The organism is Streptomyces sp. ISL-10 (assembly GCF_018614575.1).
Classification (GTDB): Bacteria; Actinomycetota; Actinomycetes; order Streptomycetales; family Streptomycetaceae; genus Streptomyces.
The window spans coordinates 312,988-338,985 of the sequence record NZ_JAGGOJ010000010.1; the positions used below are offsets into that span (position 1 = coordinate 312,988).

Sequence of the window (25,998 nt, forward strand, 5' to 3'; positions counted from 1 at the left end):
GTGCACCCCCGCGAAACCGACGGTGAGGAAGACCGAAGTGGACATGTTGTGGAGCGGCTGGGGCGACCCGGCCAAGGCGGCCCCGCTGCCCGGCACGGTGATCGGCCTGCTGCGCGATCTGCTCGGCGTCACGCCGCGCGAGAGCGGCCCGGCGTCGCTGGACGCCGTCGAGGTGCCCGCCTCCCCGCTCCAGGACGGGGTCCGCGAGGCGCTGACCGCCTGCGTCGGCGGTGACGCGCACATACGGCTGGACCCCGAGAGCCGCATCCGGCACACCCGCGGCAAGTCCACCCCCGATCTGCTGCGCATCCGCGCCGGAGACGTCGACGACATCCCGGCCGCGGTCCTCCTGCCGGGCGACCACGACGAGGTACTGGCCGTGCTGCGCACCTGTGCCGAACACGGCCTGTCCGCCGTGCCGTTCGGCGGCGGCACATCCGTCGTCGGCGGACTCGCTCCGGAGGGGAAGCGGCCGTTCGTCGCGCTCGATCTTCGCCGGCTCGACCGGGTCCTCGCCCTCGACGAGGTCTCCCGCACCGCCACCGTCCAGCCGGGCCTGCGCGGGCCCGAGTGCGAGGCGCTGCTCAACGAGCGGGGCTGGACCCTCGGCCACTTCCCGCAGTCGTTCGAGTGGGCCACCGTCGGCGGATTCGCCGCGGCGCGCTCCAGCGGCCAGGCCTCGGCCGGCTACGGCCGCTTCGACGAGATGGTCCTCGGCCTCACGGTCGCCACCCCGGAAGGGACGCTGGAGACCGGCCGGGCGCCCCGCTCGGCGGCGGGCCCCGATCTGCGGCAGCTGATCCTCGGCTCCGAGGGCGCCTTCGGTGTGATCACCGCGGTGACCGTACGCGTCCGGCCGCTGCCCCTTAAGCGGATCTACGAGGGCTGGCGCTTCGCGTCCTTCGAGGCCGGGGCGGCCGCGCTGCGCCGGCTCGCGCAGGACGGACCCCGGCCCACGGTGCTGCGGCTCTCGGACGAGACGGAGACGTTCATCGGCCTGGCCCAGCCCGACGCCATCGGCGCCGGGACCCCGCAGGGTGCCGGATGCATGGCGATCGCCGGCTACGAGGGCACCGAGGAGGACACCGCGGCCCGGCGCGCGGCGGCGAGGGAGGTCCTCCTCGCCTGCGGCGGCGAGTACATCGGCGAGGAGCCGGGCGACCGCTGGGAGCACGGCCGGTACAACGCCCCTTACCTGCGCGACGCGCTCCTGGACGCGGGCGCGTTCGCCGAGACGCTGGAGACGGCCGCGTTCTGGTCCGCCGTGCCGGAGCTGTACGCGGCGGTGCGCCAGGCGCTCACCACGGCGCTGACCGATGCGGGCACCCCACCGCTGGTCATGTGCCACATCTCGCACGTCTACGAGAACGGCGCCTCCCTCTACTTCACCGTCGTCTCGGCGCAGGGCGACGACCCGGTCGCGCACTGGGAACCGGCGAAGCGGGCGGCCAACGACGCGATCCTGGCGGCGGGCGGCACCATCAGCCACCATCACGGAGTCGGCACCGACCACCGCGACTGGTACACGCGGGAGATCGGCCCCCTGGGCGTCCGTATGCTGCAGGCCGTCAAGGCCGAGACCGACCCGGCCGGAGTGCTCAGCCCCGGCGTCCTCCTTCCCGTCCGCTGATCCGTCCCTGCCGTCCGGAGGCGCAATCCATGCGACAGTTCACCGCCGTCGTCAACCCGACCGCGGGCGGTTCCAGCGGCACGGCCGCCCTGCTGCCCCTCGCCCGGCTCCTGCGGGAGGGCGGGGCGCGGCTCGACACCCTGTACAGCCGCAGCCTGGAACACGCCCAGGAGCTCGCCCGGCAGGCCGGGGCGCAGGGCCATGTGGTCCTCGCGGTGGGCGGCGACGGGATGGCGGGGTGCATCGGCGGGGCGCTCAGCGGCACGGACACCGTGTTCGGCCTGGTCCCGGCGGGCCGCGGCAACGACTTCGCCCGCGCCCTCTGCCTTCCCACCGACGCCCCCGGGCTCGCCCGGGTGCTGCTGCACGGCTCGCCGCGGGCCGTGGACACGATCGCGGTCGAATCGGCTGCGCATGCCGGGATCTCGGTCCTGGGCAGCGTGTACGCGGGGGTCGACGCGGTCGCGAACCGCCACGCCAACACCTCCCGGCTGCTGCGGGGCGCGGCGTCGTACTACGCGGGCGGGCTGCGGGCGGTCGTGGCGTGGCGGCCCGCGTCGTACCGGATCACGATCGACGGCGTGCCGCACGAGCGCCGCGGCTACTCGGTGGTGGCGGCCAACTCCGCCTTCTACGGCTTCGGCAGACAGATCGCGCCGGGAGCGCGGCTCGACGACGGGATGCTGGACGTGGTCGTGATCCAGGACGCGCCCAAGCGGCTGTTCTTCACGATGATGAACGAGCTCAAGACCGGCGCGCACGTGGCGCGGCCCCAGGTGGAGATCCTGCGGGGCAAGGAGGTCCGGATCGAGGCGGACCGAGCGATCCCGTACGGGGCCGACGGGGAGGTCGACGCGGTCCTGCCGGTGACCGCGAGGGTGCAGCCGGGGGCGCTCAACGTCCTGTGCTGAAAAGGTTCCGCCCCGCCAGTAGCGATCAAGCGGCAACAGTGTGACGTTGGATGCATGAGCTGGGCATCCTGGACTACTCCTGGCGTGTATTCGGGCCGCGGCGGCGTGCTCACCGAGGAGGTCGGCGTGGTCACCGGCGATCTCACCGTGCACACCACCTGGGTCGACGGCGAGGCGTCCGTGACGGTGCAGTACACCGGTGCGGCCGACTGGTTCACGGTGTCGGGAAGTCCGGCGCCGTGCCCGTCGGAGGCCGCGAGCCGCGATCTGCACGATGCCGTGATCGCGGCGGTGCGCGGCCCCACGACCGCCACGGTGCCCGCACTGCCGCAGGCGTCACCCGGTGTCGGCGGCTGACGGCCCGGTGGTGAGGCGGACGGTGCCTGACCGGGCGCCGTGGACGAAGGCGCGGACCCGGTAGGAGGCGTTCTTCTCCTCGGGCAGCGTGATCAGCCCTGCGGAGTTGACACCCGGATCGACGACGAGGACGGGGGCGTATCCGGCCGCCGCGCGGGGGCGTGACTCCAGCAGGAATCCGTCCTCGTCCGCGGAACGGTCCGTCCAGGTGAAGAGAATGCCGTTCGCATGCTTGACCGTCGCCCTGAGCCCGGCGGGTGCGGCGGCGGGGTCGCCGACGGGGCGTGAGCGCGGCGCCCGGCGGTGCGCGTCGGTCCGCGGCGGCAGCCAGTCGTGAGCGGCCGCCTCGTCCTCGCCGGTCAGCCCCCCGGGCGGGAGGCCGACGCCGACCGCGCCCGAGGCCGGGCCGTGGAAGGCCCGCAGGCGGTAGAAGAAGGGCGTGCGGGGCATGAGATCGGGATGGCGGTAGGCCGTGACGCCGGGCGGGAAGTAGCGCAGCACGGTGTACGGCCCGCCCTCCTCGGTGGCGAACTCCAGCACATGTCCGGCCGCATCGCCGTCGCCGCCGCTCCAGGTCAGGTCGATGTCGGTGGGCGAGGCGAGGACTGCGCGCAGGGCCGGGCGTGCGCCGTCCGGAGAGGCCGGCGCCTGCCGGACCGCGCCCTTCTCCGCCGAGCACCCCGCCACGGCCGCGAGAGCGAAAAGGGCGGCGGCCGCCGCCACGGCGCGGGACCCGCACGTCACCGCAGCCTACTTCCGCCAGAAGCGGATGCCGCTCCAGACGACGGTCGCCGGCCCGTTGCCGCTGTTGGTCCGGTACGCGCCGAACTTGTCGTAGAAACTGCCACCGGGGCTCGACGCCGTGTGCGCGAGCGACCCGTTGATGTACGTACGGTGCGAACCACCCACCTGGTGAACGGTGTTGACGCGCACAGTGGCCCCGACGGCACCGGCGCCCGAGAGCGTGTCACCGCCGTGGACGGCGTACAGCCGCCCGCCGCGCTCGACCGCGAGCATGAAGTAGGGGCCGGAACCCGACTCGTGGAAGGTCTGCTTGAGACTGATCCGTGTGCCGCTGAGACTGCTGATCCGGAAGTAGCCCTCGAACTGCCGGGTGCCGCCGGTGTAGGTGGCGTACCGCCGCTCGGCGCGCTGGTCCCCGCTCGCGGTGGCACACGTGAGCCTGAACGTCAGCCCGTCGATCTGCCCGCACCCGCGCTCCTGCTCCAAGTACGAGGGCGACACGGAGACCCATCCGCCGGGCTCCATCTCGGCGGCCGCGGGCGGCGCGGCGAGGAGGGACGCACCGAGGACGGCGAGGAGGGGCAGGGTGCGTAGGTACGTGGACGTGCTGACCATGTCTCACTTCCCTGAGGTGTGGGGGTGCCCAGCGGTTCATGTGACTGAACATCGGCCTGGAACCTGAATGGGGAGTGCCGTTGAAGATAGGACTGGACCAAAGAACCGTCAAGGGGCCGGGTGCGCCTCATCTCCGCTCGTCCCGGCCACCGGTGCGCCGCACCACGCGCAGCAGGTACGCGCGGCGGTCCAGGGGATCGTGGTCTGAGCGCGGCCGGGTGGGAGGCACGCCCCGGCAGGGGCGGTAGCGGGCGAAGGAGCTCTCCAGCACACCCTCGCCGCTGGTCAGTCGCGGCAGTTGACGCTCCACCCCGTGCACTTCGGCGGCGGGCAGTTCGCCCTGGATGACGTACGAGGAGCCCTTGACGACCGACACCCGCGGGACGGCGCGGTGCCGCGTCAGCATGGGCAGCACGGCTGCGACCATGTCCGCCGGGATCTCCAGGCGGAAGTCGTGCAGGGGCTCGTGGACTTCGGTGCCCGCCTGCCGGAGCGCGCTCATCAGCACGAGCGGGGTGAGGTGTCGGAAGTCTCCGGCCGTGCTGGACATGCTCTTGTCGAAGACGGCGTGGGCGTGACTCTGGCGGGGCGCGTAGCCGGAGTGCGTCAGGGTGACGACGCAGTCCGGGATCTCCCAGCCGTACAGCCCCTGGTGGAGGGTCTCCCGCACGGTCTCCTCGACAGCCTTGATGAACGCGTAGGGCATGGAGCCGAGTTCCACCTCCAGCCGGAACTCCACACCGCAGCCCGGCGGCGCCGGTTCGGCCCGCAGTCCGACGGTGGCGAGGAACGGATTCGGGTCGACGTGCAGGAACTCCACGGCCGTTCCCGTCCCCACCAGTCGTTCCACATGGATTGTCGTCGTCTCGCAGAAGTCGACGCCGATGCCGAACTCGTCGGCGAGGGTGGCCTGGACGACCTCCTTCTGCACCTCGCCGTAGAGGGACACCGAGATCTCCTGCCGCAGCTCGTCCCGGCGCAGACGGATCAGCGGGTCCTGCTCGGCCAGTTGGGTCAGGGCGGCGTGCAGGGCCCCCCGGTCGCCCGGCCGGCGGGCGACGACGATCGTCTCCAGCGTCGGCGGGGCGAAGTGGTGGCCGGCGGTCCGCGCCGGTCCCGGTGCACCGATCGCGTCGCCGACGCGGATCGCCGAGAGCCCTCGCACAGTGGCGATCCGGCCCGCCGAGACGGACTCGCGCGCCATGGCCGCGCCATGCTCGAAGACCCTGATCCCGGTGACCTTTCCGTCTGTCCCATCGCTGCCGAAGGACAGCGTGTCCCGGACCCGTACGGTGCCGGAGAACATCCGGACGTATGCGGTCTTCTCCCCGGCCGGGCCGCGTTCGACCTTGAACACGGTGCCCGAGACAGGGCCGTCTACGTCGGCCGGTGCGGTCGGCAGCAGTTCGGTGATCGCGCCGATCAGCGCGTCGGTCCCGGCGCCGGTGATCGCCGAGCCGAAGAGCACCGGGTGCACCAGCCCGCTCCGGGTCTGCGCGGCCAGCGCGCCGCGCAGCCGGACGTCGGGCACCGCGTCCGCGGTGCCGTCGACATAGGCCGCGAGGAGGGCGTCGTCGTGCTCGGCGAGGAGTTCGGCCAGCTCGGACCGGAAGGCGGGACCGGTGCGCCGGCGGCTGACCGCACCGTGCGTGCCGATCATGTCGGTTGAGGTCGTCGCGATGTGCGCCGGCGTCAGCTTCTCGCCGATCGCGTGCAGCAGGCTCTCGTATCGGGCACCGCCGCGGTCGATCTTGTTGACGAAGATCAGCGTGGGGATGCGGAGCCGCTGCAGCGTGCGCATCAGGATGCGGGTCTGCGCCTGGACTCCCTCGACCGCGGACACCACGAGCACCGCGCCGTCGAGGACGCCGAGGGCCCGCTCCACCTCGGCGATGAAATCGGGATGTCCGGGAGTGTCGATCAGATTGACCGTGACATCGTCGACGTCGAACGTGGCGACGGCGGCCTTGATGGTGATGCCGCGCAGCCGCTCCAGATCGAGCGAGTCGGTCCGCGTGCTCCCGTCGTCGACGCTGCCGAGCTCGTCGACCGCGTGCGCGGCGTGGAGCAGCCGCTCGGTCAGGCTTGTCTTGCCGGCGTCAACATGCGCCAGGATGCCCAGATTCAGCGTGTGCACGAAGTGTCATGTCCTTGAGTTGGGGGGCGTTTCCTTCCGGGAGGGACATGAGAGTTCCGCGCATGATCAGTGCTCCTGAATCGGTCGTGGCAGCCGTTCGTCCGGCGCTGTGCAGTGCAACGCCGTGCAGTGCAGCAGAGGTGAGTGCGGGCGGACAACCGAATTGACGCGGCCGGACCGGGCGGCGGCACCGTTCCACCCGCGCTGACGCGGGGCTCCGGTGGTGGGTGAGAAGCCTGTTCGGGACGGACCGACTGGACGAACGGCTACTCGCTCCTCCCTCCGACGGTGACGACCGTACGGCCCCCGCCGCGGGACACGATCCTTCCAGCACGGGCTTGAACTGCGTGCAGTCCGTCGCTGTCCAGGCGTGACGACCAGGGACAGCGGGCGGCAGTGGCTGTCCGCGCTCAAATGGAGCTTCGTGGTGAACCCACCGCGCGAGCGGCCAGGCCCTCACCTCCCGCACCACCTCCACCAGCCGACACCCCGGCCCATAACAGGGCCGCTTCGCGTTCGTCACCACCTCTGTCTCCAACGGCCTCGCCGCGTGCGAGAACGCGCGTACCGGGGCCTTCGACCTGCTGATCCTCGGCATCGGGCTGCGACCACGGACGGGGGCCGATGCGTCGGGGCGTCCGGGAACGGCTCCGGCTGAGACCGGAACGGCACAACCCGCGCGGCAGCCGGTCGTCCCGCCCGTTTCCAGTTTTGCCGAGTCGGCAAGCTTCTTTGCCACAGGGCCGAATCGGGCGGAGTATCGCCGGGAAAGGGAGGTACGAAGATGACCGCTTTCGCAGAACCGACAGGGGCCGCAGGGTCTTCGGGCACGAGGCCGCGCTACGACGTGGTGGTCGTCGGCGGCGGCGCGGCGGGGCTGAGCGGGGCGCTGACGCTGGTCCGCGCGCGGCGCTCGGTGCTCGTGGTCGACTCGGGCCGGCCGCGCAATGCCCCGGCCGGGCACGTCCACGGCTTTCTGACGCAGGACGGCGTGCCGCCGGCGCAGTTGCTGGCGGCGGGCCGCGACGAGGTGGCCCGTTACGGCGGCGAGTTCGTCCAGGGCACCGCGGCGTCGGCCGAGCGCCTGGACAGTGGGGGGTTCCGCGTCACGCTCGACGACGCGTCCACCGTCGTCGCGGCCCGGCTGCTGGTGGCCACCGGCCTCGTCGACGAGCTGCCTGATGTGCCCGGAGTGGCGGAACGGTGGGGCCGCGATGTGCTGCACTGTCCGTACTGCCATGGCTGGGAGGTGCGCGACCGGGCGATCGGCGTCCTGGCCACCGGCCCGCTCGCGGCACAGCAGGCGCTGGTGTGGCGGCAGTGGTCCAAGGACGTGACGCTCTTCCTGCACACCGGACCCGAGCCGGGCGACGAGGAGTACGAACAGCTGGCCGCCCGCGAGATCGCGGTCGTGGACGGTCGGGTGACCGGCCTCGACGTGGCTGCCGGCGACACCGACGGCCGGCTGCGCGGCGTCCGGCTCGAGGGCGGCCGTGTCGTCGGGTGCGCCGCCCTGGTCGTCGCCCCGCGGTTCACGGCTCGCGCCGGCGTGCTCGCCGGTCTCGGCCTGGAGGCGGTCCAGCAGCGGCGGAACGGCGCAGTGATCGGCAGCTGCGTCCCGGCCGACGAGAGCGGTGCGACCGATGTCCCCGGGGTGTGGGTGGCGGGCAATGTCACCGCCGGCCTGGACAAGGTCGTCGGCGCGGCGGCCGCCGGGGTGCGCGCCGCGGTGGCGATCAACATCGATCTGATCAGCGAGGAGACCCGCCGGGAGGTCGTCGCCCGGCGGTCCCCCTTCTCCCCGCAGGCCGAGCGAGAGGTCTGCGAACGTGTGCTCGGCGAGCGCAGGCACGGCCTGAGCGCACCACAGCCGGGCAGCAGTTCCCACCGACACAGCACCGAGGAGCACCCACCGATGATCGAAGGCCATGAGGGGAGCGCGGAGTTCTGGGACGCCCGCTACCGCGAGAGCGAGCGGATCTGGAGCGGCAATCCGAACGTCGCCCTCGTCCGTGAGGTCACCGGGCTGCGGCCCGGCACCGCACTCGATCTGGGCTGCGGCGAGGGCGCCGACGCGATCTGGCTCGCGCAACGCGGCTGGCGGGTGACGGCTACCGACGTCTCCGCGGTCGCACTGGAGCGTGCGGCCCGTCACGCCGAGGAGTCGGGGGTCGCCGACGCGATCGAATGGCGCCGGCAGGATCTCGCCGTGTCGTTCCCGGACGGGGAGTTCGACCTGGTCTCCGCGCACTATCTGCACTCCCCGGGCGACCTGCCGCGCGAGGGCATCCTGCGCAGCGCGGCCTCGGCGGTCGCGCCCGGCGGCGTCCTGCTGGTCGTCGGGCACGCCGGTCCCGCCTCGTGGGAGCGGGCCGCGCACGAGGGTGTGCCCTTGCCGACGCCGCAGGAGGTCCTGGAGTCCCTGGAGCTGTCCGCGGACGGCTGGGAGGTGCAGCGCTGCGAGGAGTTCGAGCGGCTCCAGAACGACTTCCAGGGGCGGCCCGGCACGCGTAACGACAATGTGCTGAGGCTCCGCCGCCTGCCCGGCTGAGCAGCGGTGGGACGGGGTCCAGTGCCGGCGGGGACGGGGCCGCCCCGGCGGCGACGGCCGATCGCCGGCAGCCGGGGCATCATCCTGCCGGCATCGCGACGGTGGCCGACGCCCAGGACGATCTGCGGCTCGGCGCCGGGGCCGTCTCCGTCATCGCCTTCGACTTCGACTTCGACTTCGACTTCGACTTCGACTTCGACTTCGACTTCGACTTCGACTCGGCTGCGACTCGACTTCGAGACGAACCTGGTCTTCGACTTCTTCGTCACCAAGGAGCGCGTTCAAGCCTCCTACGAGCTGCCCCCAAGCCCGGCTGCACCTACGCGGCGTTTCTCCTACGCGGAGTTCTCCCAGGCGCTCCCGCTCGCCACCCGGCAGCCCGGCCGGCAGCACGACCTGGCCATCGCCTTCGACAAAGCGGCGGGCAAGGCCGTCCGGAAGGCCGACGGCCGCGAGGTCCTCCGCGTCGACGTCCTCGGCCGCTCCCGGCCGAGGACGGCCTTGGGGACCACCGGTGCAGCCATTGACGCCAAGCAGTTGATCTTGGGCCTCCAGCACGGATGATCAGTCCGGCATGTGGGTTCGATCGAAGATCGACGATCACTGGCAGGGCCTGGCTACGTTCCGTGCATGCCGGTGGAATTTTTGACTGCTGAGCAGGCCGAGGCGTACGGGAAGTTCGCCGAGGAGCCGACGAGGACCGAGCTGGAGCGGTTCTTCTTCCTCGACGAGGAGGACCTGAAGCTGATCGCGAAGCGACGCGGTGACCACAACCGCCTGGGCTTCACCCTCCAGATGTGCACGGTCCGCTACATCGGGCTGTTAATGGAGGACCCTCCGACGCCTTTGGGTTCGAGGTGGTCTGGAGCCAGTCGGCGACCTGCTTGGTCAGGCGTTATTGGACCTGGGGCCGGCGTGCGAAGTGTTCGACGGCGCGGGCGAGTTGGACAGGCCGAGGATGCGGTGGCCGGGCAGGTAGCCGACGTGGGCAGTGCCGACGACGGGCAGCATGTGATGCTCGCACACTGATCGGACGGGGATGCTGCGTGCCAGCACCAACTGGTCGTAGCCCTCGTCGTTGGGGAAGGTCGTCAGGTCGAAGGGGCGGGGGCTGAACAGTTCGGCGTAGGCGCGGGCCATGCGGCCGGGGGTGCCCAGCATGCTTTCGGTGTTGGTTTCGATGCCGAGCGCTTTGAGGAACTGGGCGGCGGCGCGCTCGGCTTCGGCCAGGTCGATACCGCCGGTGTCTTGGACGACGCGCAGCGGGGTGATGGCCGGCAGCGTGGTCTGGGGCGCGGGAATGCCGGTGAACCGGGTGGGGAGGTCGGCCGTATCTGATGCCGAGGCCGTGGCCGGTGTGGCGAACTCCATGACGTTCTCCCCGGAGTAGGAAGAAGGCCCTGCGGGCGGCAGGTGACGGCGGTTCTCAGGGGCGCCGTGCGCTCGCGGGCGGTGAAGAAGCAGGCTGGAGGCGGACGCAGCAGTGGCCGGGGCCGGGCTGAAGGCATGCCTGGAGGCTGCTTTCGTCGAATCCTTCCAGCACGCCGCGGAGCAGGTGGAGGTTCATGCCGCACACCGTCTGGGTGTGCTCGCGGGCGAGCGCATGGAAGGGGCAGTTGCCCAGGACGATGGCGTCACCGTCGTAGCGCGGTTCGAATCCGTTGTCTTCCAGCAGGCCGAAGACGCCCGCTGGTTCTTGTCCGGCGAGCCGTGTGCCCAGTTCGTGGGCTTTTCGGTGCAGGACGATCCGCACCGGTTCACCGGTGGCCTCGGATTCCTCCAAGGCCTGTGCGAGGAGTCGTCCGGCCAGTTCGTAGTGCCGCTCGGGCAGGCTGACGGTGACCTGCTTGGTGGAGCGTTTGTAGAGCTTGGCGGGCCGGCCCGCTCCAGGGCCGGTGCGTCCGCTGCGCCGCTCGTAGACGGCGACGAGCAGTGATTCGTCGACCAGGCGGTCCAGGTGGAAGGCCGCAGTCTGCCGGGCAAGGCCGAGGGCCTCGGCGGCTTCGTCGCGGCTGACCGGTCCCGGCTGGCGCACGACGTGGTCGTAGAGCCTCCTGCGGGTCGGCTCGTCGAGAGCGGCGACGGCGGAGACGTCGGGGCGGGGTGCTTCTTTCGAGTGGTCCACGAACACCAGTGTAAAACCCAAAGCCATTGACTAAAGAAGGTTTACCCGCTTCTATAGTTAGTGAAAGTTGTCGATAGAAGGAAGGGCGTCATGTCGTCCGCAACCACAACCTCCACGTCCGCCACCCCCCGGCGGGCCGCGCTCACCGACCCCGGCTACCAGGCGTTCGTCATCCTGCGCACCGGGTTCACCGTGGCGCCGATCCTGTTCGGGCTGGACAAGTTCGCCAACCTGCTCGTCGACTGGCCTACCTACCTCGCGCCCTGGATCAACGACATCGTTCCGGGCAGCGCCCAGGCGGCCATGTACGCCGTCGGAGTGATCGAGATCGTCGCGGGTCTCGCCGTCGCCCTCGCCCCGCGCTTCGGGGGCTGGCTGGTCGCCGGATGGCTCGCCGGCATCATCGTCAACCTGCTGACCATCCCCGGGCACTACGACGTCGCGCTGCGCGACTTCGGCCTCCTGCTCGGCGCGGTCGCCCTCGCCCGGCTCGCCCAGCGCTACCACGGCCGGCCGCAGCCGCACTGACAGTCCGCGGAGCGCACAGACGGCGAGGAGGCGGGTGAGCGTCAGGGGGCTCGCCCGCACGCGATGCGGTGCGGCCTCGACAGCCCGGAACGCAGTACGCACCTGCCCGGCAATCGAGTCGCCGACGTGGTCGCCGGCCTCCCCGCGTGTGAGGGAGTTCTGTGCCTCGCCCGCAGACGATCCGGGCGGCACGCAGAGGGCATGGCCCGAAGCGACGCGAGGGAGAAGGTCATGAGTGAGAACCTGGACCGGCTATCTGCCGGAGGCGTAGCGGTCTGGCTGGATGATCTGAGCCGGGAGCGGCTCGCTGGTGGCCGGCTGGCGGACGTGGTGGGTGAACAGCGGGTGGTGGGCATCACCAGCAATCCGACGATCTTTGCCAAGGCGATCCGCTCGGGTGCCCGCTACGACGAGCAGGTCGGTGATCTCGCCCGGCGCGGGGTGCGGGTCGAGGAAGCCGTCAGGCTGCTGACCGCGTTCGACGTGCGCTGGGCCTGCGACGTACTGCGACCGGTGTACGAGGCCAGTGACGGGGTGGACGGGCGGGTGTCGCTCGAGGTGGACCCGCGCGTCGCCCACGACACGGCGGCGACGGTCGCCGAGGCACGGGCCCTGTGGTGGCTGGTGGACCGACCGAACCTGTTCGTGAAGATCCCCGCCACGCAGGAGGGCCTGGAGGCGATCAGCACGGCGCTCGCCGAGGGCATCAGCATCAACGTGACGCTGATCTTCTCTCTGGACCGCTACGACCAGGTACTCGCCGCCTTCCTGGACGGCATGGAAAGGGCGCATGCGGCGGGACGTGACCTGGTCTGCATCGCGTCGGTGGCGTCCTTCTTCGTCAGCCGGGTGGACACCGAGGTCGACAGCCGACTGGACAAGATCGGCACGCCCCAGGCGCGGGACCTGCGGGGGCGGGCCGCGATCGCCAACGCCCGCCTGGCCTACCAGCACTTCGAGCAGGCGCGCGCATCAGACCGATGGAGGGCCCTGGCGGCGGCCGGGATGCGTCCGCAGCGCCCGCTGTGGGCCTCCACCGGGGTGAAGGACCCCGCCTACGTCGACACCCGCTACGTCGACGAACTGGTGGCGCCAGGGGTGGTCAACACCATGCCGGAGCACACCCTGCGCGCGGTCGCGGACCACGGCCGCATCGAGGGCGACACCATCCATGGCACGTATGCGGCAGCCCAGCAGGTACTCGATGACCTGGAGGCTGTCGGAGTGTCCTATGACGACGTGGTGCGCGTGCTGGAGGAGGACGGCATAGCCAAGTTCACGTCCTCCGGCAACGAGCTGTTCGAGCAGCTGGATGCCGAACTGCACCGCAAGCGCCCCGCCGCAGTCTGATGCAGCCGGGTCGCCGGTCGGACGATCCAGGGTGGACCATCCTCCTGGGACCACCGGTCGCAGACACACCCGGAATCACTTGAACCGCTCTCAGCGCGGCGCTATCGACGACGATGGGCTGGCCACATGCGAGGCCGGTAGGGACCAGCTCGCCGGGCGGGCCGCCATCGGTCTGCGGGCAGAGCGACGCAGCAGAGGAGAGGACATGGCCGCGAACACAGGATTCGTGATCGTCGGAGCCGGCCTGGCTGGTGCGAAGGCAGCACAGACCCTCCGGGAAGAGGGTTTCGACGGGCCCCTCGTGCTGCTCGGAGAGGAGAGCGAACGTCCCTACGAACGGCCGCCGCTGTCCAAGGGCTACCTGTTGGGCAAGGAGGAGCGTGAGACGGTCTACGTCCACCCTTCCTCGTGGTACGCCGAGCACGATGTCGACCTGCGCCTGGGCGCCACAGCGACCGCGATCGACCCGGCCGGACATCAGGTGGCCCTCGCTGACGGCAGCCGCATCGGCTACGCGAAGCTGCTGCTGACCACCGGCTCCTCACCGCGCCGCCTGCCGGTGCCCGGAGCCAACCTCGACGGCGTCCACTACCTGCGTCGGCTCTCCGACAGCGACCGCATCAAGGAAGCCTTCGGATCCGCATCACGCATCACGGTGATCGGCGCCGGCTGGATCGGCCTGGAGACCGCGGCCGCCGCCCGCGCGGCCGGTGCGGAGGTCACTGTGCTGGAGACGGCGGAACTCCCCTTGCTGCACGTACTGGGCCGCGAGGTGTCACAGATCTTCGCCGACCTGCACACCGATCACGGAGTCGACCTCCGATTCGGCGTCCAGGTCACCGAGATCACCGGCGAAGACGGCCGGGCGAGCGGCGTGCTGCTGGCCGACGGCAGCCGCATCGACGCCGACGCGGTCGTCGTCGGGGTCGGCATCACCCCCAACACCCAGCTCGCCACAGCCGCCGGCCTCGACGTCGACAACGGCATCCGCGTCGACGCACACCTGCGCACCTCCCACCCGGACATCCACGCCGCCGGGGACGTCGCATGCGCCTTCCACCCGCTGCTCGGCAAGCACATCCGCGTCGAGCACTGGGCCAACGCCCTCAATGAGCCCCAGACTGCGGCCAAGGCGATGCTGGGTCAGGACGTGAGGTACGACCGCGTCCCGTACTTCTTCACCGACCAGTACGACCTGGGCATGGAGTACACCGGCTATGTGGAACCAGCCGGCTACGACCAGGTCGTCTTCCGCGGGCGGACCGACACCCGCGAATTCATCGCTTTCTGGCTCTCCGAGGGCCGGGTACTGGCTGCCATGAACGTCAACGTCTGGGACGTCACCGACCCGCTCCGCGCCCTCGTCACCTCCGGGAAAACGGTCGACCCGACGCGGCTCGGCGACCCTGACGTACCCCTGAGCAACCTTCTCGACCGGCCCGACGCGACTGGACGATAGCCCGGAGAAGGTGGACTCAAGGTGACAGCCCCACCTCCCGCATCCGGCCGCACCCCGACCGACCCGGACACCGCACAGCCGGTACGGGCAGACGGGTACGCGCAGTTGCGGGACTACGCCGTGATCGGGGACGGCCGCTCCGCCGCGCTCGTCGCCCCCGACGGCTCGGTGGACTGGCTGGCCTGGCCCGACCTGGACTCGCCCACCCTGTTCGCCGCCGTCCTCGACCAGGCCCGCGGCGGCACATTCCTCCTCCAGCCCGACGTGCCCTACACCGCAGCCCGCCGCTACCTCCCCGGCACCAACGTGCTGGAGACGACGTTCACCACCGCGCACGGCACGGTCCGGCTGACCGACGCCCTGACCCTCCTCGACAACCTCTCCCTGGCGCCCGGCCGGGAACTGGTCCGACGGATCGAGGGCCTCGCCGGCAGCGTCCCCATGCGCTGGAGCGTCCGGCCGCGCTTCGAGTACGGCACCCGCGCACCGCGCATGACCCGGCGGGCCGGGATCCCGGTGGCGACCTCGGGGCCCGATGCGGTCGCTGTCTGCACCTGGAACGCGGGAAAGCCGCAGTGCACGGACGAAGCCATCACCGCCCGATTCCAGACCGATGCCGGTACCCGGGCCCTGATCGCCCTGACCTACGCACACCAGGAACCGCTGGTCCTGCCCACTCGCGCCGAGTGCGAGGACCGCCTGGACAAGACCACCGCCACCTGGCGACAGTGGGCCGACAATCGCACCTACACCGGACCATGGCGCGAGGCGGTGATGCGCAGCGCCCTCGCCCTCAAGCTCCTGGTCTTCGCACCCTCCGGCGCAGTCGCCGCCGCCGCGACCACCTCACTGCCCGAGGAACTCGGTGGGAAACGCAACTGGGACTACCGCTTCAGCTGGATCCGCGACTCCGCCTTCACCCTGGACGCGTTCCTCAAGCTGGGCTGCGCGCCGGAGGCCACCAGCTACTTCTGGTGGCTGATGCACGCCTCTCAACTCACCCACCCCCGCCTGCACGTCCTGTACCGCCTCGACGGCGGTGCCCGCACACGCGAGCGGACCCTGCCCCTGTCGGGCTACCGGGGCTCGGCGCCCGTGCGCGTCGGCAACGCCGCCGCCGGGCAGCTCCAGCTCGACACCTACGGGGAACTGCTGCAGACAGCCTGGCTGTACACCGCCGCAGGCCGAAGGCTCGACGCCGATATTGCCCGCAGGCTGGCCGAGATCGCCGATTTCATCTGCACCGCCTGGCAGCAGCCCGACGCAGGCATCTGGGAGGTACGCAGCGATCTTGAGCACTTCACGCAGTCCAAGATGATGTGCTGGATCGCCCTCGACCGCGCTCTCGACCTGGCGAGGCGGCGGCTGATCCCCGGCCGGCACTCCGCGCGTTGGCGGCGAGAGCGACAGGCCATTGCTGAGTTCGTTGAAGCCCGCTGCTTCAGCCCACGTCTGAACAGTTACGTGCGCTCCGCCGGCAGCGACGACCTGGATGCTGGCCTTCTGCTCGGTCTGCTCCACGGCTATCGCCCGCCCGACGACCCGCGCATGCGCGGCACCGCGGCCGCCATCCAGCGCACCCTCCAAGACGGCCCCTACGTCAACCGCTACCTGGGCCCCGATGGCCTTCCCGGCAGCGAGGGCGCCTTCCTCGCCTGCTCATTCTGGCTCGCCGAAGCGCTCGCCCTGGGCGGTCGCGTCAATGAAGCCGCCCACCTCATGGACCAGCTCGTGGCCCTCGCCAACGACGTCGGCCTGTTCAGCGAAGAGGTCGACCCCACTACGGGCATCTTCCTCGGCAACCTGCCCCAGGGCCTGACCCATCTAGCTCTGATCAGCGCCGCCTGCACGATCGGGGAAGCCACACAATGAGCATCTGGGCCGCACTGGCCGGCGGGTTCGTCGGCACCCTCGTCCTGACCACCGGCCTGCGCGCAGCCAACGCCGCCAACCTCACCCGCATCGACCTGCCATTCCTGCTCGGCGCCGCCTTCACCAGCAACCGGACCCGCGCCAAGGCCCTCGGCTACGGCGTGCACTTCGTCAACGGCCAGGTCTTCGCCCTGCTCTACTACGCGGTCTTCGCGGCCATCGGCTACAGCAGCTGGTGGCTGGGCACCGTCTTCGGCCTCGTTCACGGCCTGTTCGCCGCCACCGCGCTGGTCAACATCCTGCTGCCCCTCGTGCACCCGCGCATGGGCACACCCCACACCAGCGCCCCCGATGTCGCGCTGCTGGAACCACCCGGCTTCCTCATGCTCAACTACGGCCGCGGCACTCCCACCGTCACGCTCGCCGCACACCTCGCCTACGGCACCATCGTCGGAGGGTTCCTCGCATGGCCCGAGTGAGGGAGCCCTTGGCCGGCGCTGCTCAGGCCGTGATCAATGCCGACGCCACCGGCTGTAACGATTTTCCCCACGGCCGGGGTAGGTCGCCCTGGCGGCGTCCAGCCCGTACGGGTAAGTCCGGGTCAGGAACGGATGCCGTCACATCATGGCGGACGTATTGTCCGCGTATGGGTGACGTGCGGTGTGACTTGTGGGGTGCGAGGCTGCCCAGTCCGGCGGTGACCCGCGGGCGCCGGTACTGTCGGCCGGCGCACCGGCAGGCGGCCTGGCGGGCCCGGCGCCGGTGGCAGGAGGCGGAGCCCGCGCGCGAAGGGATGACCGCGGCCGGTGAGGTCCTGCTGCTGCACGTCAAAAGCGTTGCGCGGCGTTCCCTGGTGCCGCCCTCGCCGGGTTCGCCCGCGGGCTGGAGCTGCGCTGCCGTGGGCGCGGTTTCCTGACTTGGCCGGGCAACTGGTCCAGGCAGCGGTGCTGGCGGATCGGCGGGCAGGGGCGAGCTGGGCGCAGATAGTACGAGAAGGTCTTCAACGAACTCCTCGGCGCCGCCACCCGGCTCGACAGGCTGCGCCGCATGGAGGGCGGGGGCGTCGACCCGCACGCCACCGCGGCCATGCACGCGGTCCGGTTCGCCGCCACCATCTTGTGGCCGACCGTCCCGAACACCCCGCCGCCCACCTTCCGCCACGACAGCGAGCGCCTGCTTCAGCTGGCCGCCAACTGGCGTGAGGCGGCACTGGAACTCGGCGAGTTCACTCCACCACACCCCACCCTGCGGCTCGTCAGCGAGCCGCCGCCGCCCTCGTAGCTCACCGCTCCAGGCCAAGATCAACTGCTTGGAGTCAATGGCTGTTCGGTTGGTCCCCAAGGCCGGAGGACCAGCCGCCTGATCCTCGCCCACGGCGGCACCCGGGGGAGCCTCTCGCCGCGTCAGCTGCCCTGCGGCATCGGCACGTTCACGCTCCTCGACGGCAGAGGGCCCCCGACGGCCGCGGCCCGGTGAAGCTGAGCGACCGGCCCGACCACTACGACGACCCGGACCACGGCGCCCGTGCCCCGAGCGGTTCCCCGACGAGGCGAGCCGGCCCGGCAACCGGCTGTGGGGTCAGGGCGTGCAGCTCCAGGTTGGCCAAGGTGCCATCGCCTCACGGCCGGGCACGCTCTGACGCCGCGAGCGGCAGCCCCGGCAACGCCGCAGGGGGCGGCATCCGGCCGGCGGGCCGGATGCCGCCCCCTGCGGCGTCTGCCTCAGCGCGCCGGGGCCCGCCACTTCAGCAGTCCGGCCACCAGGGCCGCCAGCAGCGACCCCGCCACCGGGGCCAGTACGTAGACCCACAGCAGCCCGGTCGTGCCGGAGACCAGCGCGGGTCCGAACTGGCGCGCCGGGTTGGCGCCGCCGCCCGAGAGCGGTCCGAGAAAGATGATCACGGCGGCGACGCAGGCGCCCACCACCGCGGGCAGGTGCCTCAGCAGGTGCGGGCGCGTCCCGGCGAAGGCCACGATCAGCATGATCACGGCCATGGCGCCGGCCTCCGCGGCAAACACCGCCCCGGTGCTCCAGCCGGCAGCCGGCGTCAGCGCGGCGTCCCCGACCCGGGCGGCCGCGTCACCCCACACCAGGCGCGCCAGACCCACGCCGGCCACCGAGCCGGCCAACTGCGCGACGACGAACGGCAGCACCGCCTGGACAGGGAAGACCCGCAGCAGCCACAGCCCGATGCTGACGGCCGGGTTCAGGTGCCCGGCGGTCTCCCGGCGCATGGACGGCCCGAGCACGATCACGACGATCACACCGACCAGCAGACCCATGGCCACGAGCTGGCTGGTCAGCGTCGGGAAGAGATCCGCGAGGGGCGTGCCGGGTCCCGCCATCCAGCGGACGGCCGTGACCACGGTGAACAGCATGCCGGTGGACAGCGCGAACTCGTAGAGGGCGGTCTCCAGGACGCGGGGTACCCGCCTTCGCTCGCGTACGGGAGGTTCCCGTCGATGTCGTCGATGCTGCCGGCGCCGTGTCCGCCTCAGCGCGCGTAAAGGGGGTTCCCGTCGATGTCGTCGATGCTGCCCGCGCCGTGTCCGCCTTCGCACGCCTACGGGAGGTTCTTCGGTCCGTGGACCGGTTTCGAGGAAGGTCCCACTCATGCTCGGAATGTGCGGCCCCGCCCGGGCCCGGGCAACGTCGGGCGCGTCACTTCGTCAGGTGCCGCGGATCCGAAGAGGTCCCGGTCACCTGACGAAGTGAACCGGCGCCGATGGACCGGTCCTTCCGCCGTGCAGCACATTCATGCCAGTCGGCCAAGGAACCTGGCCCGGCCTCCCCTTGACGAGAGGAACCGATCACCTATGTGCGGCCTTGCCGGATGGGTTAGCTTCCAGCGCGATCTGACGGCGCACACCGATACCGCGTCGGCCATGACAGGCACCATGGAGTGCCGCGGCCCGGACGCGGGTGGGCTGTGGACCTCGACCCACGCGATCCTCGGCCACCGCCGCCTCGCGATCATCGACCTCGAGGGCGGAAAGCAGCCCATGGTCGCCGACGCCGACGACGATACGCAGCCGGTGATCACGTACACCGGCGAGGTGTACAACTTCCAGGAGCTGCGCGAGGAACTGCGCGGTCTGGGCCACGAGTTCCGCACCACCAGCGACACCGAGGTCGTCCTGCGCGCCTACGTCGAGTGGGGCGCCGACTTCGCCGAACGCCTCAACGGCATATACGCCTTCGCCATCTGGGACCCGCGCACCGAGGAACTGCTCCTCATCCGCGACCGGATGGGCGTCAAGCCGCTCTACTACTACCCGACCGCCGACGGTGTGCTCTTCGGCTCCGAGCCCAAGGCGATCCTGGCCCACGACGAGGCCGAGGCCGTCGTCGACGCCGAGGGCCTCAAGGAGATCTTCAGCATCGTCAAGACCCCCGGGCACGCCGTCTACAAGGGCATGCACGAGGTCAAGCCGGCCACGATCGTCCGCTTCACCCGCGAAGGCCGCAGCGAGAGCACCTACTGGGAGCTGAAGGCCCAGCCCCACACCGACGACCTCGACGCCACGATCACCACCGTGCGCGACCTGCTCGAGGACATCGTCGAGCGCCAGCTCGTCGCCGACGTCACCGTCGGCACCCTGCTCTCGGGCGGCCTGGACTCCAGCGCCGTGACCGCGCTCGCCGCCAAGGCCCTCACCAAGCAGGGCATCGAGCAGCCCATCCGCGCCTTCTCCGTGGACTTCGTCGGCCACGACGAGCGCTTCGAGGCCAACGTCCAGTGGGCCGACCCGGACACCCCGTTCGCCGTCGAGGTCGCCAAGCAGGTCGGCGCGGAGCACATCATCGTCGAGCTCGACAACGAGGACATCCTCGACCCGGAGGTGCGCAGCACCGTCCTGCGGGCGCAGGACCTGCCGGTCTCCACCGGCGACATGGAGTACTCGCTCCTCATCCTGTGCCGCGCGCTCAAGGAGCAGATGACCGTCGCGCTGTCCGGCGAGGCGGCCGACGAACTCTTCGGCGGCTACACCTGGTTCCACGACAAGGAGGCCGTCGAGTCGGACAACTTCCCGTGGCACCACCCCTTCGAACAGGCCGGCGGTATCGGCGCGCTGAAGACGGTGGGCCTGTGGGACAAGCTCGGCCTCACCGAGTACGTCAAGGAGCGCTACACCGAAGCGCTGGAAGAGGTCCCCCGCCTGGAGGGCGAGAGCGGCATCGAAGAGCGGATGCGCGAGGTCACGTACCTCAACCTGACCCGCTGGGAGAACTTCCTGCTGGACCGCAAGGACCGGATCAGCATGGCGGTCAGCCTGGAGGTGCGCGTCCCGTTCACCGACCACCGCCTCGTGGAGTACGTCTACAACACCCCCTGGGCGATGAAGACCTTCGACGGCCGGGAGAAGAGCCTGCTGCGCGCCTCCATGCGCGGTCTGCTGCCGGACTCGGTCCTCGACCGCAAGAAGAACCCGTACCCCTCCACCCAGGACCGCAAGTACGAACTGGCTCTGCGCGAGCAGGTCGAGTCGCTCCTGGTCGAGGGCGCCCCGGTGCTGCAACTCGTTTCCGAGGCGGACATCCGCAAGCTCCTCGACGTGCCCGAGGGCTCCTACGGGGTCGGCGGTCCGTGGAGCGCCCGCGCCGTCCTGGAGCGCCTGATCGAGTTCAACACCTGGGTCACGGAGTACGACGTCCGCGTCGAGCTCTGACCGGCGTGCGGCGGCCGGGGGGCCGGGCGCGGCGCGCCCGGCCCCCCGGCCGCATGAAGCCCGTACTCGTGAAGGACGTGAAGGAACGGACATGGTGAACGACACCGCCGCCCCGACGGTGACCGTCTGGTCGGACATCGGCTGCCCCTGGGCGAGCCTCGCCCTGCACACCCTGCACGCCGCCGCCGAGCGGCGGGAGCTTGCACTGATCATCGACCACAAGGCGTTCCCGCTGGAGCTGTTCAACCGGGAGCCCACCCCGAAGTTCATCGTGGACCCGGAAGTCCAGGCGATCGCCGCGCACCGGCCCGAGCTCGGCTGGCGGCTGTGGAACGGCCCGGCGCACGCCTACCCCGTGACCACGCTGCCGGCGCTGGAGGCGGTCCAGGCCGCCAAGGAGCCCGGGATCGGCGGACTGCGGGGCAGCGACGAGCTGGACAGCGCGCTGCGCAAGGCCTTCTACGGCGACAGCAAGTGCATCAGCGTCCACGCGGTGATCCTCGACCTCGCCGAGCAGTGCGAGCACGTCGACGCGCAGGCCCTGGCGGCGGCGCTGGCCAGGGGCAGCGGACGCGCCGAGGTCTACGAGCAGTGGGCCACGGCCCAGGGTCCGCGGATCCAGGGCAGCCCGCACTTCTTCGCGGCCGGCGGATACGCCTCTCACAACCCCGGCGCCACGTTCACGTGGACGGGATCCCCCTACGAGGGCGGCCTCCCGCGGCTGGACGACTACAGCACCGCGTGGGCCGATGAACTGCTCGACACGATTCACCGAGATCAGTAGACAAAGAGGAGCTCGATCATGTCCGCACGATTCGCTGGAAGGGTCGCCCTGGTAGCGGGAGCCGGCGACGGCATCTGCCGGGCGGCGGCAATCGCGTTCGCCCGGGAGGGCGCACGCGTGCTGGTGGCTGGGCCTGACCCGGAGGAACTGGCGGGCACGCTGAAGCTGATCCGCGATGCGGGAGGTGAGGCCGACAGCGTCGTGGCGGACATGACGCAGGGCGGCTCGGCCGCCGCCGCGGGCATGGTGGCGGCGGCGGTGAAGCGGTTCGGCGCGCTGGACATCGCGTTCAACAACGCGACCGTCACCGGGCCGAACAGCAACGTCGCCGACATCGCCGAGGACGTGTGGGCCGACATCCTGGCCGCCAATCTCACGGGGGTCTTCATGGCGATGAAGCACGAACTCGCACACATGGAGTCGCGCGGTCGCGGAGTGATCGTGAACACCGCCTGCAACATGGCGAGCAGCGGGCGGCTGGTGGGCATGAGCGCCTACGCGGCTTCGAAGGCGGCGCTGAGCGCGCTGACCCGTACCGCCGCGCACGAGTACATCGGCAAGGGCATCCGGATCAACGCGATCAGCCCCGGGCCGGCGCACGAGGCGGGGGCGAACCACGCCGACGGGGCGACCGCCGCGGAGGTCGCCGAGACGGTGGTGTGGCTGTGTTCCGACGAGGCCGCCTTCGTCATCGGCCACGACATGGTGCTCGACAAGAAGACCGTGGTCTGAGATTCCCGACATACCGCTCGTCGCTGCCGGTTCCTGCGGGGACGAGGCCGCCCCGCGGCGGACGGCCGATCGCCGGCAGCCGGGGTCCGGCCCGGCGGGGACGGGCCTGATCAGCCGGACAGCCGGGACGGGCCCTGATCCGCCGGACGGCGGACCCCGGCACGGACCCCTGACCGCCTGAAGGCGGTGTGCCGCTCAACCCAGGAACGCCGCGGCGCTGGCGGCGCCGAGGGCCGCGCCTGCCGCCGTCTGCGCGGCCGTGTGGTAGCCGAGGGCGACGCGGGACCAGCACACGGCGACGGCCACCGGGTAGGCGGCGATCCACCACGGCGAGTGGACGAGGGCCGTCAGTGTCACGACCGCGGAGGCGACCGCCGAGTCCACGCTGATCTTCCAGACGGTGTTCACGGTCAGCAGGACGACGGTCATGGCCCAGAGGGCGACCATGGCGAGAAGGATGCCTCTGGGCGCGTGGCCCAGCACCATCGCGGGCGTGCCCGTTCCGATCGAGCCGAGGATCACGAGGAAGATCGGCGCCCGCTGGCCGCGGTCCACGACGTGCCGGTCGCCCCATGTGCCACGCCTGCGCTCCCACTCGATATAGGCGGCGGGGACGATACCCGCGCACAGCGCGCCCAGCAGGCCCCACAGGATGCCGGTCCAGTGGCCGGCGGCGGCCAGGCCGATGCCGGTCATGCCGGCGAGCAGGAGATTGCGGGGCTGGAGGACGTCCGTGACGTGGCGGGCCACGCCAGTGGTCTTCTGGGTGGCGCCGGCGGACACGGCTTCCTTCACAGTGAGGGGCGCAGTACGACTCCCCGCACGAGGGTGGGGGCACGGCACGCGCCGTTCGAACGGCTGACCGCGAGATCGTAGACATCGGCGCGCCTGCCCGGAGCCTCACCCCCGCCGCCCGCCGTCGCGCCCATGCCCGGTGCCTCACCACCGTCGCCCGCCGTCGCGCCCCTGCCGCCGGCCTCGCCCGCACCGTACGCCCCTCCCCTGCTCAGGCAAGCACCTCGGCCGCCACGCGCAGGTCGGCGATCAGCCCCTTGTACGCCGCTTCGCGGTCGTCGGCCCGCAGGACCGCCGAGGGGTGGACGGTGGCGATGACGCAGCCTTCTTCGGCGGCGCGTTCGGGCGGCATCCCTTCCTTCTCACCCGAGACGTCGATCTGGCCCAGCCCGTCCCACGGCGGCAGCGGCAACAGCAGGCCGCGCTGTTCGCTCACCCGGAAGGTGCCGCCGAGGAGCGCCTTTCCGGCGGTCGCGCCCAGCGCCATGACCAGGTCGGGGTCCACCACGCGCAGTTCGGCCGCGAGCCAGGGACGGCAGGCGGTCATCTCACGCAGACTGGGGCTCTTGTGGATGCGGCGTTTGCCGCGCTGCGCGGGCTCGAACTTGAAGTGCTTGACCGCGTTCGTGAAGTACGCCGACCTCTCGTCGATGCCCACTTCCTGCAGGGCCTTGCGCAGCAGCCTGCCCGCCGGTCCGACGAACGGCTCCCCGAGCCGGTCCTCCTGGTCGCCCGGCTGTTCGCCGACGACCACGACCCGGGCCGAAGAGGTCCCCTCGCCGAACACGGTGCCGCTCGCATCGCGGAACAGGGGGCAGCCCTGACAGCCGGCGGCGGCGCGCCGCAGGGTCGGCAGGCCGCCGCGCCGCGGCACGAACGGGCCGGCGTCGTAGCCCTCCCCCAGCCGGGGCTCTTCACTGGTGGTCACGGCTCTCGCCTCCCGCCGTGCGGAGGGTGCGTTCCTTGTCGCCCGGTTACCCCGGCAGGCCCCCGCTACTCGCGCAGCCCGCGCGCGTGGCACCGCCCGCGTATCCGCGAATGATCTGAATCCGGGCTGTTGATCCGGACGATTGCGGGCACTCGCCCCGTATGAACAGCAACAGCCCTGATCCCGACCCACGCACCACCCCAGGTCTCGACTCCGGAGGCAGCGTGCCGCCGGGCGAGACACCGCCCGCCGAGTCGAGCGCCGGTTCCGGCACCGGACCGCGGGAGGACCTTTCCCGCGGCTGGGCCAAGGGACCGCTGTTCATCATCGGCATCGTGGTGGTCCTGTGCGCCGCGTTCTTCCTCGCGTACGCCCTCGTCGTGGCGCTGTGAACCGCGACGGGCAGCGGGACGCGCCCAGGACCGGCTCCGCGCATCCGTCCAAGTGCCCCCGGGCGCCGGGAGGCGGCGTCCGGGACCCGTCCGAGAAGGGAGTGCACCATGTCCGACGGCACCACCGAACAGCACAACCAGGCCCAAGGCGACGAGGCCCGCGGCGACGAGGTGTACCAGCCCACGCACTCGGACGTCCAGAACCGCCCGAGCGACGACCTCGACATGCAGAACGCGATCGATGAGCCCGACCTGGACGACATGATGGCCGAGGGCTACTCCCCGCCGGAGCGCCCCTACGTCGTCGGCCGGCACGGCACCACGGGCGAGGAGCAGCAGACCGGCGAGACGCTGGACGAGCGGCTCGCCCAGGAGACGCCGGACGTGGCTCCGCCGGAGGGCAACGGCATCGGGGACCTCGCGAACGGCGACGGCGAGCCGGTCGACGAATTGGCCGGTGAGGAACGAGCGGGGCGGCTGGCTGCCACCGAGGACCCCGCACCGCGCCGACCCAGCCACGTGGTCGCCCGCGACGTCGGTATCGACGGCGGTGCCGCCTCCGCCGAGGAGGCGGCGATGTACGTCACGCCGGACGAGCGGCTGGGCGCCGACGAGGAGACGGAGGCCTCCGGGTAGTGGGGAGCCAACCGGGAATGAGGCACATCCATGCGTTTCCGTGACCGCAGGGCGGCCGGACGGGAACTTGCTGCGCTGCTTGTCGAGAGGCTGCGCGAGGAGCGGCTGCGTGCCCCTTATGTGCTGGCGTTGCCGCGCGGCGGCGTGCCGGTGGCGGATGAGATCGCCCGGGCGCTGGGCGCGCCGTTGGACGTCGTCGTGGCCCGCAAGATCGGTGCCCCGTTCAACCCGGAGCTCGGGGTCGGAGCGCTGGCCGGCGAGGATCCTCCGCTGTTCGACGCGCGGACCATGGCCATGCTCGATCTGACAGCCGACCGCCTCGGCGCGCAGGTCGCCGCGGAGCGCACCGAGCTCCACCGGTGCGAGGACCTCTACCGGGGCCGGCGTCCTGCTCCCGCCCTGCACGAGCGCACGGCCGTCGTCGTCGCCGACGGCCTGGCCACGGGCGTCACCGCACGGGCGGCGGTGCACGTGGTGCGGGGCATGGACCCGGCGGAGATCGTGCTCGCGGTGCCGGTGTGCTCGAAGGAGTCGGCCGCCGTGCTCAGGGCCGAGGTCGACGACCTCGTGTGCCTGCACACGCCGGAGGCGTTCCATTCGGTGGCGCAGTGGTACGAGGACTTCGGCCAGGTCAGCGACGAGGAAGTGATCGGCATCCTGCGCGCCGCGACGTCCGCCGGGCCGCGGGCTTCCGCACGATGACCCGCCCGCGTGGCCCGGGCCGCGGTGACGCCCCGCCCCGTGCGACGGGCGGGGCAGGCGGACACGGACGGATGTTTTCC

24 protein-coding genes and 2 pseudogenes are annotated in these 25,998 nt (G+C 71.3%); 18 read left to right on the top strand and 8 right to left on the bottom strand.

The window, feature by feature from the left end:
- Positions 1–37: 37 nt before the first annotated feature.
- Genes J7E88_RS11840 through J7E88_RS11850 form a run of 3 tightly spaced genes read left to right on the top strand, consistent with a single transcriptional unit; the run spans position 38 to position 2,898 of the window.
- Entirely contained in the window at positions 38–1,630 is a 1,593-nt protein-coding gene (locus J7E88_RS11840) for an FAD-binding oxidoreductase (protein ID WP_215179883.1), read from the top strand.
- Between the two features lie 29 nt (positions 1,631–1,659).
- Positions 1,660–2,541 carry a diacylglycerol kinase family protein gene (locus J7E88_RS11845; protein WP_215179885.1) on the top strand — a complete coding sequence of 294 codons (882 nt, stop codon included), beginning with the start codon at positions 1,660–1,662 and terminating at the stop codon, positions 2,539–2,541.
- Positions 2,542–2,595: 54 nt separating this feature from the next.
- Positions 2,596–2,898: a hypothetical protein gene (locus J7E88_RS11850; RefSeq protein ID WP_215179887.1), complete on the top strand. Its 303-nt coding sequence runs from the start codon at positions 2,596–2,598 to the stop codon at positions 2,896–2,898.
- Here the strand turns inward: J7E88_RS11850 and J7E88_RS11855 are convergent.
- The 3 genes from J7E88_RS11855 to J7E88_RS11865 all read right to left on the bottom strand — a co-directional run bounded on the left by J7E88_RS11855 (position 2,878) and on the right by J7E88_RS11865 (position 6,394).
- Entirely contained in the window at positions 2,878–3,642 is a 765-nt protein-coding gene (locus J7E88_RS11855; protein WP_215179889.1) for a fibronectin type III domain-containing protein, read from the bottom strand. The two genes, J7E88_RS11850 and J7E88_RS11855, sit on opposite strands and share 21 nt — an antisense overlap.
- Before the next feature lie 6 nt (positions 3,643–3,648).
- Complete coding sequence (locus J7E88_RS11860; protein ID WP_215179891.1) at positions 3,649–4,257, bottom strand: hypothetical protein; 609 nt, start codon at positions 4,255–4,257, stop codon at positions 3,649–3,651.
- Positions 4,258–4,384: 127 nt separating this feature from the next.
- Complete coding sequence (locus J7E88_RS11865) at positions 4,385–6,394, bottom strand: translation factor GTPase family protein (protein ID WP_215179893.1); 2,010 nt, start codon at positions 6,392–6,394, stop codon at positions 4,385–4,387.
- Between the two features lie 784 nt (positions 6,395–7,178).
- Between J7E88_RS11865 and J7E88_RS11870 the strand changes: the two genes are divergently transcribed.
- The 3 genes and pseudogenes from J7E88_RS11870 to J7E88_RS11875 form a co-directional block, all read left to right on the top strand.
- Positions 7,179–8,945: an FAD-dependent oxidoreductase gene (locus J7E88_RS11870; protein WP_215179895.1), complete on the top strand. Its 1,767-nt coding sequence runs from the start codon at positions 7,179–7,181 to the stop codon at positions 8,943–8,945.
- A gap of 21 nt (positions 8,946–8,966) precedes the next feature.
- Positions 8,967–9,509 carry a DUF6081 family protein gene (locus J7E88_RS37400; protein ID WP_374196268.1) on the top strand — a complete coding sequence of 181 codons (543 nt, stop codon included), beginning with the start codon at positions 8,967–8,969 and terminating at the stop codon, positions 9,507–9,509.
- Between the two features lie 66 nt (positions 9,510–9,575).
- A pseudogene (locus J7E88_RS11875) lies at positions 9,576–9,768 on the top strand (DUF4158 domain-containing protein); the annotation flags it as partial.
- A 13-nt stretch (positions 9,769–9,781) separates the two neighbouring features.
- Here the strand turns inward: J7E88_RS11875 and folE are convergent.
- Positions 9,782–10,316: pseudogene (gene folE, locus J7E88_RS11880) on the bottom strand (GTP cyclohydrolase I); the annotation flags it as partial.
- 55 nt (positions 10,317–10,371) lie between these two features.
- Complete coding sequence (locus J7E88_RS11885; RefSeq protein WP_308307482.1) at positions 10,372–11,076, bottom strand: helix-turn-helix domain-containing protein; 705 nt, start codon at positions 11,074–11,076, stop codon at positions 10,372–10,374.
- 84 nt (positions 11,077–11,160) lie between these two features.
- On the opposite strand from J7E88_RS11885, the gene J7E88_RS11890 reads away from it, so the two are divergent.
- The 6 genes from J7E88_RS11890 (at position 11,161) to J7E88_RS11915 (ending at position 17,560) form a co-directional block, all read left to right on the top strand.
- Positions 11,161–11,598 (top strand): hypothetical protein, encoded by a 438-nt coding sequence (locus tag J7E88_RS11890; RefSeq protein WP_215179899.1) that lies wholly within the window; start codon positions 11,161–11,163, stop codon positions 11,596–11,598.
- A 231-nt stretch (positions 11,599–11,829) separates the two neighbouring features.
- The gene (gene tal / locus J7E88_RS11895) at positions 11,830–12,948 is read left to right on the top strand and encodes a transaldolase (RefSeq protein ID WP_215179901.1); all 1,119 of its coding nucleotides are present in this window, start codon (positions 11,830–11,832) and stop codon (positions 12,946–12,948) included.
- 205 nt (positions 12,949–13,153) lie between these two features.
- Complete coding sequence (locus tag J7E88_RS11900) at positions 13,154–14,407, top strand: NAD(P)/FAD-dependent oxidoreductase (RefSeq protein ID WP_215179903.1); 1,254 nt, start codon at positions 13,154–13,156, stop codon at positions 14,405–14,407.
- 21 nt (positions 14,408–14,428) lie between these two features.
- Entirely contained in the window at positions 14,429–16,279 is a 1,851-nt protein-coding gene (locus tag J7E88_RS11905) for a glycoside hydrolase family 15 protein (protein ID WP_215179905.1), read from the top strand.
- Entirely contained in the window at positions 16,276–16,758 is a 483-nt protein-coding gene (locus J7E88_RS11910) for a hypothetical protein (RefSeq protein ID WP_215179906.1), read from the top strand. Before J7E88_RS11905 ends, J7E88_RS11910 begins: the two co-directional genes overlap by 4 nt.
- A 568-nt stretch (positions 16,759–17,326) precedes the next feature.
- Positions 17,327–17,560: a hypothetical protein gene (locus tag J7E88_RS11915; protein WP_251022462.1), complete on the top strand. Its 234-nt coding sequence runs from the start codon at positions 17,327–17,329 to the stop codon at positions 17,558–17,560.
- A 440-nt stretch (positions 17,561–18,000) separates the two neighbouring features.
- Here the strand turns inward: J7E88_RS11915 and J7E88_RS11920 are convergent, their stop codons facing one another.
- Positions 18,001–18,894 carry an aquaporin gene (locus J7E88_RS11920; protein ID WP_285427533.1) on the bottom strand — a complete coding sequence of 298 codons (894 nt, stop codon included), beginning with the start codon at positions 18,892–18,894 and terminating at the stop codon, positions 18,001–18,003.
- Between the two features lie 201 nt (positions 18,895–19,095).
- Between J7E88_RS11920 and asnB the strand changes: the two genes are divergently transcribed.
- From asnB to J7E88_RS11935, 3 genes are all read left to right on the top strand, one after another.
- Positions 19,096–20,949, top strand: coding sequence for an asparagine synthase (glutamine-hydrolyzing) (asnB, locus tag J7E88_RS11925; protein WP_215179908.1), 1,854 nt, complete (start codon positions 19,096–19,098; stop codon positions 20,947–20,949).
- Positions 20,950–21,040: 91 nt separating this feature from the next.
- A complete protein-coding gene (locus J7E88_RS11930; protein ID WP_215179909.1) occupies positions 21,041–21,733 on the top strand; it encodes a DsbA family protein in 693 nt (230 codons plus the stop codon).
- An 18-nt stretch (positions 21,734–21,751) separates the two neighbouring features.
- On the top strand, positions 21,752–22,465 hold the full coding sequence (locus J7E88_RS11935; protein ID WP_215179910.1) for an SDR family NAD(P)-dependent oxidoreductase: 714 nt from the start codon (positions 21,752–21,754) through the stop codon (positions 22,463–22,465).
- A 195-nt stretch (positions 22,466–22,660) separates the two neighbouring features.
- On the opposite strand, the gene J7E88_RS11940 is transcribed toward J7E88_RS11935, so the two are convergent.
- Both J7E88_RS11940 and J7E88_RS11945 read right to left on the bottom strand, forming a co-directional pair.
- Complete coding sequence (locus J7E88_RS11940) at positions 22,661–23,248, bottom strand: hypothetical protein (RefSeq protein WP_308307476.1); 588 nt, start codon at positions 23,246–23,248, stop codon at positions 22,661–22,663.
- A 223-nt stretch (positions 23,249–23,471) separates the two neighbouring features.
- On the bottom strand, positions 23,472–24,188 hold the full coding sequence (locus J7E88_RS11945) for a UdgX family uracil-DNA binding protein (RefSeq protein ID WP_215179913.1): 717 nt from the start codon (positions 24,186–24,188) through the stop codon (positions 23,472–23,474).
- Between the two features lie 161 nt (positions 24,189–24,349).
- On the opposite strand from J7E88_RS11945, the gene J7E88_RS11950 reads away from it, so the two are divergent.
- The 3 genes from J7E88_RS11950 to J7E88_RS11960 all read left to right on the top strand — a co-directional run bounded on the left by J7E88_RS11950 (position 24,350) and on the right by J7E88_RS11960 (position 25,918).
- Positions 24,350–24,580 (top strand): DUF6480 family protein, encoded by a 231-nt coding sequence (locus J7E88_RS11950; protein ID WP_215179915.1) that lies wholly within the window; start codon positions 24,350–24,352, stop codon positions 24,578–24,580.
- 108 nt (positions 24,581–24,688) lie between these two features.
- Positions 24,689–25,216 carry a DUF5709 domain-containing protein gene (locus J7E88_RS11955; RefSeq protein ID WP_215179917.1) on the top strand — a complete coding sequence of 176 codons (528 nt, stop codon included), beginning with the start codon at positions 24,689–24,691 and terminating at the stop codon, positions 25,214–25,216.
- 30 nt (positions 25,217–25,246) lie between these two features.
- Positions 25,247–25,918 carry a phosphoribosyltransferase gene (locus J7E88_RS11960; protein WP_215179919.1) on the top strand — a complete coding sequence of 224 codons (672 nt, stop codon included), beginning with the start codon at positions 25,247–25,249 and terminating at the stop codon, positions 25,916–25,918.
- Positions 25,919–25,998 lie beyond the last annotated feature (80 nt).